The 2,254-nt window shown below is 46.9% G+C and carries 3 protein-coding genes; all 3 read left to right on the forward strand.

The genetic code is table 11. The features are described from left to right. Window positions 1-61: 61 nt before the first annotated feature. Window positions 62-388: an IS66 family insertion sequence element accessory protein TnpA gene (gene tnpA, locus ACF8CV_RS06105; RefSeq protein ID WP_010451948.1), complete on the forward strand. Its 327-nt coding sequence runs from the start codon at window positions 62-64 to the stop codon at window positions 386-388. Next, entirely contained in the window at window positions 385-738 is a 354-nt protein-coding gene (gene tnpB, locus ACF8CV_RS06110; RefSeq protein ID WP_010451947.1) for an IS66 family insertion sequence element accessory protein TnpB, read from the forward strand. The genes tnpA and tnpB overlap by 4 nt, the downstream gene beginning before the upstream one ends. A 59-nt stretch (window positions 739-797) precedes the next feature. After that, window positions 798-2,254: IS66 family transposase (gene tnpC, locus ACF8CV_RS06115; protein WP_392416288.1), on the forward strand; the 1,457-nt coding region annotated here is incomplete at its 3' end.

Below are 2,254 nucleotides of genomic sequence, written 5' to 3' on the forward strand. Positions count from 1 at the left end.
ACATTCAATTAGCCAGGCACCAGACTTATGATCTTATCTTCACTAATAAGGAGATAAGATCATGGCTCACCGACGACGCAGCGATCAGGAATGGCTGGAAATATTTCAGCAATACGAAGACAGCTCTCTTAACCAAAGAGAGTTCTGCCGACAGAATCAACTCAGCCCTTCAACTTTCTTTTCAAAGCGACGGTCGCTGAAGCTAACCAGAGAAAACCAGCAATGCAGTTTTGTCCGAGCGGAGGTAGTTGAACAGACCACTCGCTATCAGGTAACGAATTCCGCAACAGAAAATATGACGCTTTGCTTTAACGATGTTGAGTTGAGCATCCCGCAAGGCACGCCAACAGATTATCTGGCCGAACTTATCGGTGCATTATCATCATGAGGGGATTAACTAACGCGCCTGCTATCTACCTGTATCGTGAGTTCGTTGACTTCAGAAAATCCATTAACGGTCTGGCCGCACTGGTTGAGTGTGAAACTAACTTGCCTCTGAGTTCAGGAGCATTGTTCCTGTTTACCAACAAACAGCGCGACAAAATAAAGATACTCTACTGGGATAAAACGGGCTTCGCGCTCTGGTATAAACGACTGGAAAAAGCGAAGTTCAAATGGCCTTCCCAGGAGAAAAAACAGGTATTTACCCTCAACCAATTTGAGTTGGACAGGCTGCTCTCAGGCTTCACTATTATCGGCCACAAGCCTGTTGAAATACACGATTTTACAATGAGTTAATCGTTATAAAAGTCAGATGTATCAGGTGTTGCAGCGGCATTTTTAGTATAATGGATGCCATGAAAAAGATGCCTGATATTAACCCTGACAGCCAAGATATTGCCGAGCTTCAAGCGATGGTAAAAGCCCTTATGGCTGAAAAGGCATCGCTGCTTGAACAGTTCAAATTAGCTATCGACCGTCAGTTCGCCAAACGCTCTGAATCACTCAAACCTTATGATGATGCACAGGGTGACCTGTTTAATGAAGCGGAGTGCGAGGTCGATGCAGCCTCTGACGAACAGGAAGTGGTAACGACAACCACGACCAAAAAAGTACGAGGTAAACGCAAGCCGCTTCCTAAAGACTTGCCCCGTGAGCATATCGTTCTGGACCTGGATGATGATGAAAAAGTCTGCTCATGCTGCCAGCACCCTCTGCATAAAATCGGTGAAGATAGTTGTGAAAAGCTGGAGTTCACGCCAGCAGTACTGAAGGTTCTGGAATATGTTCGCCCTAAGTACAGTTGCCGCCAGTGTGAAAAGGAAGCCGATAAGGTTAGCATCAGCCAAAAGCCTGCACCTGCCAGTATTATCCCTAAAAGCTTCGCGACAGAAAGCCTTCTGGCTAACATCATCCTTGGAAAATATCAGTACGCGCTACCGCTTTACCGTCAGGAAACCCTGTTCGAGCAGTCTGGTGTCGAGCTATCCAGAACAACCATGGCTCGCTGGATGATGCAGGTCAGCGAACGTTTTACTCCGTTGTATAACGCTCTGCACAAACACTTGCTGGAGCAGGTGGTCATCCAGGCAGATGAAACACCACTAACCGTGCTTAAAGAAGATAAGCAATGCTATATGTGGGTTTACTGCTCTGGTGCTGACTCTCCTGAAGCGACATTGGAAGGCGTTAAAAACATCGTGCTGTACGATTATCAAAATCGTCGCTCAAGAGCATGTCCCATCGGCTTCCTTGGTGACTACAATGGCTACCTGCAAACGGATGGATACCGAGTCTATGACGGCCTGGAGAAGGTTGAACACCTTGGCTGTCTTGCTCATGCTCGCCGTAAGTTCATGGATGCGAAGAAGGTACAAGGTAAAGGCAAAACAGGAAAAGCGGATGTCGCTCTGGCAAAAATCCAAAAACTGTATGCGCTTGAAACTCGCCTGAAAGGAAGGTCTGCTCTGGAGCGAATGACTGAACGACAAAAACTGGCGAAACCTATGCTTGATGACCTGCATAAATGGCTGACATCGCAAAAGGTCATCGGTACAGGTGAACTAGGCAAAGCAATCAAATACGCGGTTGGTCAGTGGCCGAAACTGGTTCGGTATGTCGAAGATGGTCACCTGTCTATCGATAACAATCGGGCTGAGCGAGCAATAAAATCCATGGTTATTGGCCGAAAAAACTGGCTCTTCTCTGACACTCCCAGAGGTGCCGACGCCAGCGCAATGCTTTACAGCATCATCGAGACAGCAAAAGCGAATGACCTTATCTTGTACGACTACATGGTTAAGTGCATGAAAGA

Origin of the sequence: Vibrio sp. zbq_1, from assembly GCF_043102935.1 — a bacterium.
Lineage (GTDB): Bacteria > Pseudomonadota > Gammaproteobacteria > Enterobacterales > Vibrionaceae > Vibrio > Vibrio parahaemolyticus.